General features: G+C 44.4%; 1 pseudogene. It reads right to left on the reverse strand.

Annotation, left to right across the window (positions count from 1 at the left end):
• Nucleotides 1-64: 64 nt before the first annotated feature.
• Nucleotides 65-266, reverse strand: a pseudogene (locus CWC17_RS19035) (acireductone synthase); the annotation flags it as partial.

Genomic DNA, 266 nt, shown 5'->3' on the forward strand with positions numbered 1-266 from the left:
GTTGGTTAACTATTGTGTTATATGCTGATTGCTCTTGCTTTGCGCCGACTTTGGTATAAAACTAATCGTTAAACAGGGGGCGAATATCGCCATAATCACAGTATTTAAAAAGTAACTGCTGCGCCCTTAACGAGCCTGATGAATACACATAGAGTGCGGTGCCTAGATCGTGCTGAGGTTGTAAAAACTCAAACGCAGCTGCGTATAAAAGGCCTTTAAAATCACCGTGCTCGTCGCCCGTTAGCCAACTTAGCCCTTGTTGTTGC

Source organism: Pseudoalteromonas sp. S3785 (assembly GCF_005887365.1).
Lineage (GTDB): Bacteria > Pseudomonadota > Gammaproteobacteria > Enterobacterales > Alteromonadaceae > Pseudoalteromonas.